Origin of the sequence: Legionella sp. 227 (assembly GCF_043161935.1) — a bacterium.
GTDB classification, from domain to species: Bacteria; Pseudomonadota; Gammaproteobacteria; order Legionellales; family Legionellaceae; genus Legionella; species Legionella sheltonii.
In genome coordinates, this window is the sequence record NZ_CP171154.1 from 3,045,927 (window position 1) to 3,062,061 (window position 16,135).

Genomic DNA, 16,135 nt, shown 5'->3' on the forward strand with positions numbered 1-16,135 from the left:
GATATGCTGAGATGTAGAATGAGTAGCACTTAAAATGACATTGATTTAGTGAGACACATGTTCAACCTAAAGAAATAACTTTTTCTATAGAGGAAAATAAATGACGAGTTTAGAGGGGAAAATTGCCTTGGTAACAGGGGCAAGCCGAGGAATAGGTCAGGCAATAGCTCTTAAATTGGCCCAGCAAGGTGCTTTTGTCTATGGCACTGCTACTACTGAACAGGGTGCTCAATCAATAAATGCCTATTTTGAAAAAGAAAAGTTATCCGGAAAGGGGCTCGTTCTAGATGTTACAAATTCAGAGCAAATAGAAAAAGTAATCGGTGAATTGGTTGACAAGAATCAATCTCCTTCGATATTAGTGAATAATGCAGGGATAACTGCAGATAATTTACTGCTGCGTATGGATGATGATGAATGGTATAAGGTAATCGAAACAAATTTGAATTCAATATACAAAATGTCTAAAATTTGTATAAAACCCATGTTTAGAGCTCGATGGGGACGAATTATTTCTATAGGTTCAGTAGTCGGTTCAAGTGGGAATTCAGGCCAAGTAAATTATACTGCAGCAAAAGCCGGTATTGTTGGTTTCAGTAAATCCTTAGCCCAAGAAATTGGAAGCCGAGGAATTACTGTTAATGTTGTTGCGCCTGGGTTTATTGATACAGACATGACAGCAGCTTTACCCGATATGGTAAAGGAAGAGATGTTAAAAAGAATTCCTATGCGGAAGCTGGGAGATCCTAAAGATATAGCTGAAGCAGTAGCTTTTTTAGCATCAGAAAGTGCTAAATATATCACGGGTGAAACAATTCATGTCAATGGCGGCATGTATATGGATTAAATGCACTTGCGTTATCTGTATAAATGAATAAACTATACCACTTCCATTTAACTTTGGTTGTTTGGTATTTAAGATTGCTTATAAATTTCAGTGCTTAAGCAATCAAAGTTAAGTGGAAGTTGTATTTTAATAATCTGGAATTTTTTTAAATTTCTATCAACCGAAAGAGGAAAATCAAGTTATGAGTACAGTTGAAGAGCGTGTTCGCAAGATTGTTGTTGAACAACTAGGCGTTAAAGAAGAAGAGTTAAAGAACGATGCATCATTTGTTGATGACTTAGGTGCTGATTCTTTAGATACTGTGGAATTGGTTATGGCTCTTGAAGAAGAATTTGAAACAGAAATTCCTGATGAGAAGGCTGAAAAAATTACCACGATTCAAGAAGCGATTGATTATATTGAATCTAATTTAAATAAAGAAGAAGCATAAGCATTTGCTTTTATCTCTTTCTCTCCTACCCAATGTGTGGGAGAGAAATGGGAATTGTTTTACGAGGAGCCTTCATTGAATAAGCGGCGTGTAGTAATTACTGGTATGGGTATGATTACCCCTGTCGGGCTTAATGTAGAAGAAACTTGGCAAAATATATTAGCTGGTGCAAGTGGTGTTGTTTTGGCAGATGAATTTGATGCTAATGAATACAGCACACGGATATGGGCTAAGGTTAAGAATTTTAATATTGAGAATTATGTTCCGCTTAAAGATGCACGTAAAATGGATGTGTTTACCCAATATGGCATTGCTGCAGCTGATGAAGCAATGTTGGATTCGGGTTTGAAGATTGACGCGAATTTAGCCAATCGTATTGGTGTCGCCGTTGGAGCAGGTATTGGTGGCATCCAGACAATTACCAATAATCAAGATAAATTGATGGCGGGTGGACCTCGAAAGGTTTCTCCATTTTTTATTCCAGCAGGAATCATTAATATGGTTGCTGGGCAGATTTCAATAAGACATCAGCTGAAAGGGCCTAATATTTCAGTCGTTACCGCATGCACTACGGGTACACATAATATTGGACTTGCGGGACGAATGATTACTTATGGTGATGCTGATGTTATGGTATGTGGTGGGGCTGAAATGACCTTAACCCCACTGTGTTTAGCGGGATTCTCTGCTGTGCGTTCCTTATCTAAACGTAATGATGAGCCTGAAAAGGCATCAAGACCTTTTGACAAAGATAGAGATGGCTTTGTTATGGGCGAGGGCGCAGGAGTGCTTATTCTAGAAGAATATGAGCACGCTAAAGCTCGTGGTGCAAAAATTTATGCCGAACTTGTTGGGTTTGGTATGTCTGGTGATGCTTTTCATATTACTGCGCCCGATGATGATGCGGATGGTGCAGCTCGTGCCATGGAAGCAGCCATTCATGATGCAGGAATTGATCCAGAACAAGTTGATTACATTAATGCACACGGTACATCGACTTATCTTAACGATTTGAATGAAACAAAAGCCATTAAGCGTGTTTTTAAACAACATGCTTATGATCTAGCAGTTAGTTCTACAAAATCAATGACAGGTCATTTATTAGGTGCTGCTGGTGCTGTTGAAGCAATATTTAGTATTTTAGCACTCAGGGATCAAATTGCTCCCCCAACTATTAATTTGGATAATCCTGATGAAGGATGTGATTTGAATTATGTACCTTATACACCTCAAAAAAGAGCGATCAATTTTGTTTTAAGTAATTCACTTGGTTTTGGTGGAACAAATGGTAGCTTGTTATTTAAGCGGGTCTAAATGACATTTTCAAGACATAAAAAACTGATATTTTTTATAGTAATATTGTTTTTTATGTCTTGTTTTCTTCTCTTTTTTAGTAATTATATTCAGATTATAAGACCCATTATTCCCAAAGAGGGCTCACCTGTTATTATCACGCTTGACCGAACTGCTTCAGCCTCACAATTTGTAAGAATACTAAAAGAAAAAAATCTAATTCACTCCGATTCGGCGCTTCTAATGATGATTCGCTTCTCTGGTTTATCATCCCAGCTTAAAGCGGGTGTATACCAAATTAAACCGGGTGAAACGGCAATGCAACTAGTACATCGAATCGTAGCAGGGGATGTCTTAACCCAAAATTTTACAGTTATTGCGGGTACCACACAGCAAAAAATTTCCCAAGATTTGGCTAAAGCGGCCTATTTGAATTATAGTCCGGAAGACTGGCGTTCTATTAAAGACGACCATCCCAATGCAGAAGGGTTGTTGCTTGCGGATACCTATCAGTATCATGGTGGAAGTAGTGGTAAGAGTTTATTAGAGCATGCCCATCGTAATTTAATTAACTATTTAAATATGAGTTGGGCCAACAGAGCTGCTAATCTACCTTATAAAACACCCTATGAATTGCTTATTGCTGCTTCAATCATTGAAAAAGAAACAGCTGTTCCACAAGAGCGTAAATTAATTTCAGGCGTGATGGTGAATCGATTAAATAAAAAAATGCCATTGCAGATGGATCCAACTGTGATCTATGGTTTGGGTGCCGCTTACAAGGGAAAGCTTTCTCATAATGATTTGCTTATTGATTCCCCCTATAACTCATATCATTATAGAGGTTTGCCGCCAACACCTATTGCTATGGTCGGTAAAGAAGCATTGGATGCAGCAGCTCATCCACAACTCTCCAACTATCTATATTTTGTGGCCAAAGGGGATGGAACACACCAATTTTCCGAAACGTACGAACAGCAAAAACAAGCAATTAATCAATATAAACGCAAGGATCTCTAATGTCATCTTTAGCTGGGAAGTTAATTGTTATTGAAGGATTAGAAGGCGCTGGTAAATCTACCGCAATAAATACTGTTACAGAACTTTTGGCAAAAAGAGAAATTCAGACCTTAACTACTCGAGAGCCTGGTGGTACAGCAATAGGTGAGATTTTGCGTGAACTGATTAAGAATCCTAAATATCGGGATGTTTTAGATGATCGCAGTGAATTGTTATTGCTTTATACTGCTCGAATTCAGCTTCTTGAGGAAGTGATTAAACCTGCGTTGCGGCAAGGAATTTGGGTTATTGCTGACCGATTCGAACTTTCAACGATGGCTTATCAAGGTGGCGGACGAAGATTAGATCAAGAGATGATCCACAAGTTATCTTCCTTCGCACTTAGGGGATTTAAACCCGATCTGACTTTATACTTGGACATTAGCCCTGAAGAAGGAATGATGCGGGTTAAATCAAGAGGGGAATTTGATAGGATTGAACAACAATCAATTGATTTCTTTCATCGTGTCCATGAAAGTTACACACATCATGTAAAAATGGACTCTCATGCGGTAATGATTGACGCTCGAAGGCCTCTACATGAAGTGCAACAGGCAATACAAAATGCAATAAATGTATTTATTGAGCATCAATAATGAGCAGTTTTAACAAGTTATCGGATCAAATAGTAAAATATCAATCCCAATGGAATCAAATTAAATCGGCATGGATAAATAAGCGTATTGCTCAGGCTATGCTGTTTGTGGGCTCGTTTGATTGTGCCTTTGTCGATTTTGTAAAAAAATTCAACCAGCTGATTTTCTGTAAACAAAATGAGAATGAGCCTTGTTTTGCATGTTCTGATTGTCAAATGGTTGCATGTGGCGAGCACCCCGATGTGGAATGGGTTAAACCAGAAAAAAACGGTGGGGCAATTAAAGTCGATCAGATAAGAGAGTTACAAAATAATGCGTATTTGACACCCCAACGCACCAAATACCGTTTGATTGTTATTGAATCCGCTGATCGCATGAACCTTTCTGCTGCTAATGCATTATTAAAAATTTTAGAAGAACCTCCCCCACAGACCATATTTTTACTTTTGGCTCAGCAAATAAGTACTTTATTACCTACAGTCTTAAGTAGATGTCAGATCATACGTTTTGCCTCATATGAGGATTTATTCGGGACTAATTATTTGCAATTAGCAGAGTACTATCCAGAGGAATCTGAGCAAGCAAGGATTGTGAAACAATCAGAATTTATTTTAGATGGGTTAATTGCAGTAATTGAACAAAAGGAGCATCCAAGCCGTGTTGCTGCTCAATGGAATCAATTTGAGTTAGGAACATTACTTTGGTTTCTGTATTTGGTTTATGCACAAATCCAAATGATGCAAATTATTTCACCCACAGATAAAGGTCCAATTCTACCTCAGATGAGTTGCTTAATGTCTTTATTGAGTCCCATAATGATTTTTTCTCAAATTGATAGAATCAATACATTACAGCGAAAATTAAGCCATAATATGAATGTAAATCAAACTTTGGCATTGGAAGATTTATTGTTAACAATATACAGTGAATCTAGAGCTTCTTAAAATATGTAATGTTTTGATTTTTATGAAGTCCAGAATATTTAAGGAAGATCTATGATGGATACAACACAACAAATCAATTGTTCGTTTCTGAGTGAGTCAGATCTTTATGCAGCTTATATGCCTTTTGTCAAAGGAGGCGGGTTATTTATCCGTACTAAAACAAGCTACCCATTTGGTTCAGAGGTTAAGCTATTTATTAAACTAATGGATGAGGATGAATCCTATGTTGTTGAAGGTAAAGTAATCTGGATTACTCCTAAAGGAGCGCAGGGAAATAAAGTACCGGGAATTGGAGTACAATTTATCGGTGAAAACAGCCGCTATTTGTCTAATAAAATAGAGACCTATTTAGCAGGCATGTTAAAATCCTCTCAATTTACAGATACAATTTAGGTTCATTCAATATGGGGAACTATTTCTTTCTATTCCTTATGTTGGGCTGACGAACATTTTAAGAGGTCATCCATGTTAGTTGATTCACACTGTCATTTGAATTTTCTCGATTTAGCTGATTTTAATAATGATATGGCGAATGTCTTGGCACAAGCAAAAGCAAATGGCGTACAGCATTTTTTATGTGTTTGCGTTGAATTAAAGGATTATCCACAATTAGAAAAGCTTGCTGCAGAATATACTGATATTAGTATATCGGTTGGTGTGCATCCAAATACTGAAATGGATGTTGCTGTTACCTCAGAGATGTTGCTTGATTTGGCACAAAATCCTGCATGTGTTGCAATAGGTGAAACAGGCTTAGATTATTATCGAACTCATACTGAAGAAGCGCGAGAAATACAACGTAGCCGATTTAAAGCGCACATAAAGGCTGCTTTACAATCTTCAAAACCATTGATTATTCATACTCGTCAAGCAGCAGAAGATACAATCGCATTAATGGCAGAAGAAAATGCCCAACACATTGGTGGTGTTATGCATTGTTTTGCTGAAAGTTTGGATATAGCACATCAAGCCATGGATTTGAATTTTTATATCTCATTTTCAGGAATAGTTACGTTTAAAAATGCAACGGCCCTTCAAGATGTAGCAAGAAAAATACCTTTGGACCGAATACTCATTGAAACGGACTCACCTTATTTAGCTCCAGTACCTTATCGCGGAAAACAAAATCATCCTGCACTAGTAAAACATGTAGCGGAAGCCATCGCTGAGCTCCGCGGTATGTCATATGATGAAATAGCTGAAATTACTACCAATAACTTTTATACTTGTTTCAAATTATAGGCATCTAAACATGTAGCTTAGGTACGCGTAGTGGCATTGCCATTAAGTGAAAAGAATCCCCCTCTCCTCAGAGGGGGAAGGGAAGTTTCTTAATTTAATCGCAATGCCAAAGCGCTGTATCCAGTTATATGCTTTTAATATTTTCTATTGGGGATTACAGAATGACTTTGTACATAGGCTTGATGTCTGGAACAAGTATGGATGGTATTGATGCGGCGCTGGTTGATGTATCAAAAAATACACTGGTTTATGGGATCACCAATAAGTACAGCGATGAAGTGAAAGCACGCATGGATAAGTTGCTCCATGGTTTAGACCTAAGTCTGGCCTCTATTTGTCAACTGAATACATTGATTGGAAGAGAGTTTGCCTATACAGTAAATGAATTATTACAAAAAGCAAAATTATCAGCCAGTGATATTTGTGCGATAGGAAGTCATGGCCAAACAGTGTGTCATAATACGAATTGTTCTATTCCATATACTTTACAGTTGGGATGTGCTCATACTATTTCAACATTAACTGGTATCACTGTTGTTGCTGACTTTAGAACTCGTGATTTGGTACTGGGTGGGCAGGGAGCTCCTTTTGCACCACTTTATCATCAGCAGTTATTTAGTGGCAGAAATAATCATATTGCTGTAGTGAATGTAGGTGGTATAAGCAATATTACCTTTATTCATGCAAATGAGCCAACTAAAGGTTGGGATGTAGGTCCTGGGAATTGCTTAATGGATGCTTGGATCATGGAGCAGCAGGGAAAGGATTATGATGCTGGTGGAGAATGGGCGCAACAAGGCGAAATTATTGTTCCTCTTTTTGAAGCATTAATGTCAGATTCTTTCATTACCTCTTCAGCACCAAAGAGCATAGGTAAAGAATACTTTTCCTTATCATGGCTAAAAAACCATTTAAGGGAAGAATATAAAGCAGTAGATATTCAAACTACATTACTTGCATTTACTGCTCAAACGATTGCGAATTCAGTTTTAACTGAACCCAATCAAGTAGAGCAAATGTATCTGTGTGGTGGGGGCACCCACAATCATGCACTTTTGCATAGGCTTACTGAATTATTACCAGAAACCCGTGTGAAAAGTATAGCAGAGGTAGGCATTAGCCCTGATTATTTAGAAGCGATGATGTTTGCTTGGCTGGCTGCGCAAACAATAAATCACGTTCCCGTGGATTTAACTACGATTACCGGATCTCAAGCCCCTGCAATTTTGGGTGCGATTTACCCTAAACAAAAGTAGAATCATGTAGTCTGGATGTTATGCTGTGAAGTTCTCGTCATCTCGAGTACAGCGAGGAATTTTCCCTCCTAACACTGTACTACAGTCATGGAGATCCTTTGCTGTACTGGGGATGACGACGAAAAGAGAACAGAGAATTCTTTAAGTAAAATACATCTGACTTCCTTTTCTGTATTAAGATCATATTGACAAAATAAATATGTATGAGCTTAAATGAGGAATTTCAAACGGAGTGGCCTTAAGTTGAGCGCAAATTATATAGAAAAAACACCCCAAGGAGTAAGTACAAGTCTGGTGACTGCGTATTTTATCTTTTTCCTGGCAGCATCATTTTATTTATATGAATTCATTCTGCAGGTAGCCCCTAGCGTCATGGCTGAATCGATGATGAAAACTTTTGGGGTTACAGGACAAGGATTTGGAGTTATCTCCGCATTTTATTTTTATGCTTACGCACCAACCCAAATACCCGCAGGCGTGTTATTCGATCGATATGGGCCGCGAAAATTAATGACTTTTGCCATTATCCTATGTGCTCTTGGGTCTGCTTTTTTTGCTTCAACTGACAGTGTATTCACTGCATGTATCGGAAGATTCTTAATTGGAATTGGCTCAGCATTTTCTTTTATTGGGGTGTTGGTTCTTTTATCACGTTGGTTTCCTCCTCATTATTTCGCCATTTTGGCAGGGATCGCCCAATTGATGAGTTCCGTAGGTGCTATGTTTGGTGAAATGCCTTTAGCTTATCTAATTCAGGGTGTTGGCTGGCGTAATGCAAGCTTTATTCTTTCGATTATTGGCTTTATTCTGGCGGCATTCTTTTGGTTGTATATCCGAGATTACCCACATCAGAAAAGCCAAGCAGTTCCTGAGCATTACCTCCGTGATGAATGGAAAAGACTTATGGCGGTGTGCAAACATAGTTATACCTGGATAATAGGTGGTTATGCGTTCACAATATGGGCTCCCATTGCCGTCTTCGCAGCGCTTTGGGGTGTTCCGTATTTACAAGAAAAATTCCAAATAAGCGTGGTTGCTGCTTCAGGGCTATGCAGTATGATTTGGATTGGAATCGGTGTGGGGAGCCCTTTATTAGGATGGTTCAGTGATCGTATTCAAAGTCGACGCATCGCGCTTATTATCAGTGCCATTTTAGGTTTGTTTGCGACATTGGTTTTGTTGTATTTGCCAGGATTATCTTATGGATGGACGCCATTTATTCTGTTTGTATTGGGTTTAGGAGCAGGTGGGCAAACGGTAAGTTTTGCTGTGGTCAAAGAAAATAATCCTCCTGAGCTTGTTGGTACTGCTTCAGGTTTTAATAATCTTTCAGTAGTGTTAGGTGGGGCCTTATTTCAGCCTCTAGTAGGGTACATATTACAGCATACAAACTTATGGCATTTGGTTAATGGAGTACATGTATACAGTATTTCTAGTTACCAAATCGCTTTAATGGTTATGCCCATATGCTTTTTAGCAAGTTTGCTTATTGCAAGCTTCGTGCTAAAAGAGTCACATCCAGCATATAAGAAACATTAATTCCTAATTTCTCTTAAGTTCACCTTTTCATATAGGAGAGGTGAACCTTTAAAAATGATTCTCCAAACCTAAGTTATAGTGTGGCACTTATTCCAAATTTAGCGGGCTATTGAAAACGTCAGACCGATTCACTTTTGATCTTGCGATAATAATTTTATATTTTAAAAAATGCTTTTATGCCAATACAATAGCTCTTAGTGTTCCAGCGAATGCAGGGGGCAAATTGGTGTTTTGACCTGGGGTGGGTATGTATGACAGTACTGGTTCAAGAAATATGTTATTCATTATTTTTGCTTGATAATAAATTTGATACATTAATTCAGAAGAGCGATCAGTAATGCGCTGATTGAGCCAAGCAAGCGAAAAACCTGCGCCTAATGAGTCGCCCTCACGATGCGCAATAAGGCCAAATAAAGTAAGGCCACCCCCGATAGATTGTTTCATAGGTAACACACTGGAGTTATTGATCCCATATTGATAAAACGCGGAAATCCCGCTGGTATCATATCCAGGATGGCGATACCATAAACGCTGCGAACCAAATAGATAAGCGCCTGTTGCTTCCATTTCAGTAAGATTGTGTTGCCGAATTAAGCCAGTTTGATGCCATACACCTAGTCCAGCAGTCCCAGGTAAATGATTTTTTCCTAAAACCCAAGCGCCACCCATTTCACTCACTTGAAAATACCTTCCATTAAATGTCGGACCGGTTAAGCCGGTTTGTTTGCCACTAGCGAGATTGCCATCATATATTCCATAGGATAGATACCATTGAGAGATTGGGGCCAAAGTCATAGTAATACCATAAGCAGTGTTCGTATAACCGGGCATGATGCCATCTACTTCAGGATTAATAAAAATTGGGGTATAAATTAAACTTGTCACTGCAGGAATGTTAGGTGCGTCAGAACTGAGTGGGGCGGGTTTAATGACGTTATTAAAATCGAGCGTGGTGATTGTTTTTCCAATTCGGACAAATAATTTTTTATCGAAAAGTTCTTGGCGATACCAAAGGGCATAGAGTTCGGAGCGATTAAAAGGATAAACATCGGGTAATGAGTTATATCCTTGTATAATACCCGCTTGTGCATTGGTATTCTGAGCATTTTGTTGCAGAAATTGAGCGCTAAACAACCCACCATCCCATCCCGTAAATTGTCCCATATCCACGGTAAGATCTACTAAAAGAACGCTGTTGGATGTCACTAGGTCTGCATCGGGAACTCCACCTGAGAACAATCTGTTGGTGTCACCAATCCAAGCTCCTTGAAGCATTATTCCATGATTATTTTGAATACCTAGCTTGTTCTCTAAATAACGTTGTAGCACTCCAGAGCCAGTAGTTACATTAACTGCGGCAGGGTTAGAACTAATACTTGAGTTGTTTTCAATTGATTTTTGTTCAGATTTCGTTGGCTTTGTAGGTGGATTTTTTAATGTCTGTGCATTAACAAGGTTAAGAATACCATTTAGGAGAACGAGTAAAGTAAAAAATAATAATCGGATCATGATTTTTTTCTTTCAAAAGCATAGACATACGAATCTTTCTTTACATCTTTAACTATATATTTTTCTAAAGCAAGCCCAATCGTTTAATATTGACAAAGAATACCTAACTCTATACCGTTAAATGGAAACTGCTGATGCAGACAAGGACGTTATCTAGAAAAAACAATAATCTATTACGGCTAACATGGAGCGGAACTATGGTTGTGGACTATAAATTATTTTTACTTGTTGGCGCAGTTTGTTTCAATATACTGAATACTGGTGCGGCCTTAGCTCAAGATAATTCAATCAATTCGGTAGGAAAAACAAAAAAATGCTTTCCATACATTGAAAAACTACCTGAGCAAAAACTTATGGCTGCTCCGCTAGAGAGTGCCAACTTAGTACATAAAACCTATATTCTTCCTGCAACGCCTGCAACGACACAATGGGGTGTATACAATAATCATCAACCCCCTGTTTTAACCATTAATCCAGGTGACAGTATTTCTATAGAAACTATGGCTGCTTCTGATAACCAAGTGGTACCAGGTACGCCAATTGAAGAAGTTGTCCGTATGAATAATGCAGTCCCAGGCAGAGGCCCTCATACTATTACAGGACCCGTCTATATCCAAGGTGCGGAGCCTGGTGATGTGCTCAAAATACATTTTAATAAAATACTGCCTCGAAGCTATGCATCGAATAATAATGTTCCTGGAAAAGGATTATTCCCAGAAGAATTTCCTGAGGGACAAATTAAGTATTTTTATCTGGATGTAAAAAAGATGCAGATGCAATTTGCGCCGGGAATTGTAATTCCGCTTGCGCCATTTCCTGGATTAATTGCCGTAGCACATGAAAAATCTGGCGATTTTGACACGATTCCACCGGGTCCTTTTGGTGGAAATATGGATTTACGTGAAATGAAAGAGGGCACCACATTGTACTTACCGGTTTTCGTCAAAGGGGGGTTACTGTGGACAGGTGATTCGCATGCTGGGCAGGGGAATGGCGAGATCAATCTCACTGCAATTGAAACCGCATATGAAGAGTTCAATATTACAGTTGATTTGCTTAAACACACTCCATTGAGCTGGCCACGTGTCGAAACACCCGATGCATGGATCGCAGTAGGTTATGATGCGGATTTGAACAAGGCTCTTGATATTCTTAAAGGAGAAACGATTAAATTGATTATGGATCAACGTAAAGTATCTCCCGAACAAGCTGAGCAAATTATGTTTGCAACATGGAATTGTCCTATTTCAGAGGTGGTTAATGGAGTAAAAGGTGTTTATTGTATGGTTCCAAAACAGTCTGAAAAACAAACTCCGTTCCTATTGCCTAAAACGGATACGCCCACTCAATATGTTACTTACGCAAAGGATAATGATATTGAAAATGCAATGAAAAAAGCGTCTATGACTATGCTCAATCGAATCGCTGCAGAGAAAAGGTTAACTCGACTCGATACCTACTCCTTACTTAGTCTTACAATGGATTGTCGCATGGCACCCTATAAAACAGGGGAAAAAGAAGTCCACTGTATGTTAGATAAAAATTTGTGGATTTCTTAAAATATATATTGCGAATAATAGGAAAATAGAAACCCAGTATTAAAAACTGGGTTCATATCGCACAATCAAGCCTGCGGACTAGATGGTGTTATCAGTGTCTGCTTTATTTTCTTCCATAATTGCAATTTCACTAGGGAAGAATGTTAAACCTATAAATATTAAAAATAGGAGTTGAATTACATTACAATAAAGTCCGAAATGAAGATTATTGTGATATTTATAGAAAAAATTAGCTGACTCTGTTCCTATCGCACCTACAACCATAACACATAGACTTACCAATGCCGACGCAGTGCCTTTGCTTACAGGGGTTACAAAAAGACAGTATCTGTTTAAAGGCGCATTAATCACACTGAGTGCAAAAAAATAGATAATTGTCCCAGGGAGCAAATGGTAATAGGCATTACCATAGAGGTATGGAAGCAATGAAGTTAAAATGGCCCCAATAACCATAATAATACAGCCCCAAAAAATGATTTGTTTAATTGTGTATTTGTAAGTTAATTGATGTAAAAACCAATTACCCAAAATGGTCGCACCAAATACAGGAAGTTGCCAAAGTCCATATTGAATCACCGTAAGTTTTGCTTCAGCAATTAAAATAATAGGGGCTAAAGCTATCCAAGCAATACATGGGATACCTACTGTACCTGCGGCCAAGGTTCCAAATAAAAATGCTTTATTGGTAAACAAATCCTTATAGTTTCGTAATACTTTATTTGCTGAGAACTTAGTTTTTGGTGTTACTTCTCCATTTTTTTTTGTTTGGCCAATCGGTTCAGGCATGTATTTCCATAATCCCCATAGTGAAACAAGAGCACCCAGAGCAATGGTTATGAAAATATAACGCCAGGAAGTGTAATGAATTACGATAGCTCCCATCAGTGGGCCTAATAAGGGAGCAAGAATTGCAACGTTTGCCATGATCGAGATTAAACGAATGGCGTCCATTTCTTCAAATATCTCTTGAATGGTCGCATAACCTATGACGCCAATAAAGCATAATCCCATGCCTTGAAAAAAACGTGCGATCAGAAATTGAGACATTGAATTGGAGCTGGCAATAAATAGGGTAAAAATAAAAAATAGAAATGCACCAAGAAGCATCATGGGCCTGCGTCCATAACTATCGGATATGGGACCTAAGAAAACTTGCAAGCTTGCGCCTCCAAGGATATAAACACTCAAAGAAGTGGCTACCGCTGATTCCGGCGCATTAAAAGACTGAACCACATGAATCATCCCCGGCATGATCATATCGTTGGCTATATAGGTTAAAAACTCATACATGACAAAAAAACAGGTAAATATTAAAGCTTGTCTTTTTGTTATAGGAATAAGGGGGTCAGTCATAGCAAGAGCCCTTGTTGTTTAATTTTCTCTTTAAATGTGCTGTCTTGTAATTTTGTGGCTAAATTTTATATACTCTTTTGATGCTCAATTTTTGTGAAACGATCTTTATGAAATGGTATTTTTTTGGCAAAGATAATGGTAATCCTGAAGTTTATGAACATTTAATGATCTACATCCTAAGTCTACTCGATCCTATTTCGCAGTTCAAGGCATCTCTGGTAAACCATACATGGAAAGAGATGGTCGAGTTAACACAGAAATACATGAGCTTATTACCCACAATTCATCGCATACCGCTGCTTTCAAAAGTGGGGTTGGATGTGCTGAGATTAAAATTATTATCAGGTGGAATGACCAATACAGTGTACAGAGTACAAATTGGTTCTAATATACCTAAATTGCTTGCCAAAATCCCTGGAATCAATCCTCATCTCATCGAGCGTAGCCAATTCAAACGATGGGTATTACGAATTCCTGGAGAGGTGTCCTCATTTTCAATATCGCGTGAGCACGAAGCAGAAAATGCGCGCAAAGCATCAGTCTTGGGACTTAATGTACCCATAAAACACTTTGATCCTGATGGATTACAGTTGATGGAGTACATTGAAAATGCTCATGATTTAGACAAAGAAACATTGCAACGTATTGACATATTGACCACTCTAGCATGTATGGCCAAACAACTGCATACGTCGGAACGTTTTGACAATGACACAGCAGTTTTCGAACGCAATGAACAGTTATTGGAACGGTTAAAAAGTAAAAGTTTTGTTGTTCCTGAGAATACAGACTTTATAGTAGAACAGATGATTGCATTAAAGAATTTATTTTCTTCGTATCACGTTGAGATGAGCCCGTGTCATAATGATTCGACACCCTTAAATTACATGATGGCATTTTCTGGACCAAAGAAAGAGAAAGTGTTCTATCAAATTGATTGGGAGTATTCCGGTAACAACGACTTTATGTGGGATCTGGTTTATTTTGCAATTGAAGCAAAACTGAGCAAAGAACAGGAATTAATTTTTTTAAAAGCATACTTCGGAGATAAAGAACTTACAGAGTCGGTATTGGCCTGGTTTACTGCCTATAAACCGGTAGTGGAATGGTGGATAACCCTTTGGTCGTGGACCCAATTAGCCAATAAAGCGAAATCTGTGAGTGAGGAAGACTATGCAAAGCTAGGAACAGAACGCTTTGCAAAAACGTTAGAACATTTACAGAGTGATGATTATCGGAATGCACTTGAGATTATTAATGCCGATAAGTTGCTGCCTTCTTTTAATGGTCATAGGTCTTTTACAATCTAATGCTAGCTTGCGTACGGCGCCCCTGGTTCACTTTCCAGTCATCCCGAGCGCAACGAATGATCTCCACGCTTGTAGCGGTGTTACGATGGAGATCCTCGCTACACTCCGGAGGTCAGGGGCGCTAGACCTATGTGACTACTCGTTTTATGACATATGACTTAAAAATTCTTGAAGATGCTTTTTATCTTGCTCTGAACGTAAATAAGTTTTTAGCAATTCCAATAAACGATGATATTCATCATGTTGGAGTACGCCACGCATGAGCTCAAACCGTAAAAAAACACAATATGTATTGAGAACATCTGTTTCACAATAATCGCGAATACTTTTTATTTGGCCTAATAAATACTGCTCCCAGACTTTTGAACCACTCATGCCCATTTTTCCAGGAAATCCCAGCATACTGGAGATTTCATCCAGTGGAGCAAACGCTTTATTTTGATATCCTGCAATCACATCCATGAGATCAAGATGTCGATAATGGAAGCGGCTTAAGTAATTATTCCAACGAAAATTTTGTTGATTTTCTCCTGTTTCCCAATAGGTAGGTGCGGTGATGCCATGCAACATAGAGCGATAATGCAAAACCGGTAAATCAAACCCGCTGCCATTCCAGCTCACTAGTGTTGGTGTATGTTTGTCGATTCCAGCAAAAAAACGGGTGATTAATTCCTTTTCATCAGAGGCTTCATCACCTAACGACCATACTTTTATTTGTGACCCATGACTCATCACCAGAGAAATAGCACAAATTTTTTGTAAGTAATGTGGCAAGAAATCGTTACCTACTTTGGCTCGGCGTAATGCAAACATTGCTTCTGCGGTGTCTTCATCTGACAGACCGTGTAAATCATATAAATTACGGGCCGTTTCAATATCAGGAATTGTTTCTATATCGAATACAAGAATGGTCATCGGTTTAGTTTTCTTTTACTGTAAATGAACCCCTATCTTAGCACGGGGTAGGGTGAGGAAATAGTAGGTTTTACAATCCTACCTCTTGCTACGTCATTTCGAGTGCAACGAGGGATCGTCACACGGTAACACACGGGATGACGAGGTGATACTACGGTTTCTAAAATTATTCCATTTTGGTTCATTCGAACGAATGTATGCAACAGCCAATTTATATAAAAGTATATCTCCAGTTCATCATGATTATAATTCAAGCGTAGATTGTAGTTATCAAATTTGTTAA

General features: G+C 38.5%; 15 protein-coding genes. 12 read left to right on the top strand and 3 right to left on the bottom strand.

The features are described from left to right. The first annotated feature begins 100 nt into the window (after nucleotides 1-100). The 10 genes from fabG to ACF8MK_RS13300 all read left to right on the top strand — a co-directional run bounded on the left by fabG (nucleotide 101) and on the right by ACF8MK_RS13300 (nucleotide 9,206). Entirely contained in the window at nucleotides 101-847 is a 747-nt protein-coding gene (gene fabG / locus ACF8MK_RS13255; RefSeq protein ID WP_392537051.1) for a 3-oxoacyl-ACP reductase FabG, read from the top strand. Between the two features lie 181 nt (nucleotides 848-1,028). Continuing rightward, entirely contained in the window at nucleotides 1,029-1,277 is a 249-nt protein-coding gene (gene acpP, locus ACF8MK_RS13260; protein WP_003631752.1) for an acyl carrier protein, read from the top strand. 75 nt (nucleotides 1,278-1,352) lie between these two features. Continuing rightward, nucleotides 1,353-2,591: a beta-ketoacyl-ACP synthase II gene (gene fabF / locus ACF8MK_RS13265; RefSeq protein WP_265704093.1), complete on the top strand. Its 1,239-nt coding sequence runs from the start codon at nucleotides 1,353-1,355 to the stop codon at nucleotides 2,589-2,591. Continuing rightward, nucleotides 2,592-3,590 carry an endolytic transglycosylase MltG gene (gene mltG, locus ACF8MK_RS13270; RefSeq protein ID WP_392537052.1) on the top strand — a complete coding sequence of 333 codons (999 nt, stop codon included), beginning with the start codon at nucleotides 2,592-2,594 and terminating at the stop codon, nucleotides 3,588-3,590. It abuts the gene before it with no gap. Further along, nucleotides 3,590-4,225 carry a dTMP kinase gene (tmk, locus tag ACF8MK_RS13275; protein WP_392537053.1) on the top strand — a complete coding sequence of 212 codons (636 nt, stop codon included), beginning with the start codon at nucleotides 3,590-3,592 and terminating at the stop codon, nucleotides 4,223-4,225. Before mltG ends, tmk begins: the two co-directional genes overlap by 1 nt. Beyond that, nucleotides 4,225-5,169 (top strand): DNA polymerase III subunit, encoded by a 945-nt coding sequence (locus ACF8MK_RS13280; RefSeq protein ID WP_392537054.1) that lies wholly within the window; start codon nucleotides 4,225-4,227, stop codon nucleotides 5,167-5,169. The genes tmk and ACF8MK_RS13280 overlap by 1 nt, the downstream gene beginning before the upstream one ends. A 54-nt stretch (nucleotides 5,170-5,223) precedes the next feature. After that, nucleotides 5,224-5,562 (top strand): PilZ domain-containing protein, encoded by a 339-nt coding sequence (locus ACF8MK_RS13285; protein ID WP_392538967.1) that lies wholly within the window; start codon nucleotides 5,224-5,226, stop codon nucleotides 5,560-5,562. 72 nt (nucleotides 5,563-5,634) lie between these two features. Next, complete coding sequence (locus tag ACF8MK_RS13290) at nucleotides 5,635-6,411, top strand: TatD family hydrolase (RefSeq protein ID WP_392537055.1); 777 nt, start codon at nucleotides 5,635-5,637, stop codon at nucleotides 6,409-6,411. Between the two features lie 161 nt (nucleotides 6,412-6,572). Continuing rightward, complete coding sequence (locus ACF8MK_RS13295) at nucleotides 6,573-7,667, top strand: anhydro-N-acetylmuramic acid kinase (RefSeq protein WP_392537056.1); 1,095 nt, start codon at nucleotides 6,573-6,575, stop codon at nucleotides 7,665-7,667. A gap of 213 nt (nucleotides 7,668-7,880) precedes the next feature. Continuing rightward, nucleotides 7,881-9,206, top strand: coding sequence for an MFS transporter (locus ACF8MK_RS13300; protein WP_392537057.1), 1,326 nt, complete (start codon nucleotides 7,881-7,883; stop codon nucleotides 9,204-9,206). A 174-nt stretch (nucleotides 9,207-9,380) separates the two neighbouring features. Here ACF8MK_RS13300 and ACF8MK_RS13305 read toward each other — a convergent pair whose 3' ends face one another. Then, a complete protein-coding gene (locus ACF8MK_RS13305) occupies nucleotides 9,381-10,715 on the bottom strand; it encodes a carbohydrate porin (protein WP_392537058.1) in 1,335 nt (444 codons plus the stop codon). Nucleotides 10,716-10,912: 197 nt separating this feature from the next. Here ACF8MK_RS13305 and ACF8MK_RS13310 point away from each other — a divergent pair, with 197 nt between their 5' ends. After that, a complete protein-coding gene (locus tag ACF8MK_RS13310) occupies nucleotides 10,913-12,274 on the top strand; it encodes an acetamidase/formamidase family protein (RefSeq protein ID WP_392537059.1) in 1,362 nt (453 codons plus the stop codon). 78 nt (nucleotides 12,275-12,352) lie between these two features. On the opposite strand, the gene ACF8MK_RS13315 is transcribed toward ACF8MK_RS13310, so the two are convergent. Beyond that, complete coding sequence (locus ACF8MK_RS13315) at nucleotides 12,353-13,627, bottom strand: MFS transporter (protein ID WP_392537060.1); 1,275 nt, start codon at nucleotides 13,625-13,627, stop codon at nucleotides 12,353-12,355. 107 nt (nucleotides 13,628-13,734) lie between these two features. On the opposite strand from ACF8MK_RS13315, the gene ACF8MK_RS13320 reads away from it, so the two are divergent. After that, the gene (locus ACF8MK_RS13320) at nucleotides 13,735-14,937 is read left to right on the top strand and encodes a phosphotransferase (protein ID WP_392537061.1); all 1,203 of its coding nucleotides are present in this window, start codon (nucleotides 13,735-13,737) and stop codon (nucleotides 14,935-14,937) included. 144 nt (nucleotides 14,938-15,081) lie between these two features. Here ACF8MK_RS13320 and ACF8MK_RS13325 read toward each other — a convergent pair whose 3' ends face one another. Then, the gene (locus tag ACF8MK_RS13325; protein WP_265704107.1) at nucleotides 15,082-15,852 is read right to left on the bottom strand and encodes a 3'-5' exonuclease; all 771 of its coding nucleotides are present in this window, start codon (nucleotides 15,850-15,852) and stop codon (nucleotides 15,082-15,084) included. Nucleotides 15,853-16,135 lie beyond the last annotated feature (283 nt).